We start from the raw sequence: 218 nt of genomic DNA, 5'->3' as shown, positions 1-218 counted from the left end.
GCCAGGATGTCGGCGGCGGTGACGAGGTGGACGGTACGGCGCATCAGGTGCGCGCGTACGACCTTGCGGCCGAGCAGCAGGTCCGACAGGGCCGCCGGGTCGAACGCGCGCAACCGTGACCAGAGGCCGACGAACGGTTCCTGCGGCTCCTGGGCCTGGAGGCCGCCGAGGTGCGCGACGGCGTCCAGGACGGGCAGGTGAGCGCGGTCGAGCAGTAG

General features: G+C 72.9%; 1 protein-coding gene. It reads right to left on the bottom strand.

Features of this window, described 5'->3' with window-relative positions; all coding sequences use genetic code 11:
* A partial coding sequence (locus tag C1I98_RS39690; RefSeq protein ID WP_146607963.1) for a DNA glycosylase AlkZ-like family protein occupies positions 1-218 on the bottom strand: 218 nt, incomplete at both ends.

This window comes from Spongiactinospora gelatinilytica (assembly GCF_003236385.1).
Lineage (GTDB): Bacteria > Actinomycetota > Actinomycetes > Streptosporangiales > Streptosporangiaceae > Spongiactinospora > Spongiactinospora gelatinilytica.
The sequence above is the reverse complement of the archived record's forward strand: the minus strand, read 5'-3'. Positions and strand labels throughout refer to the sequence as shown.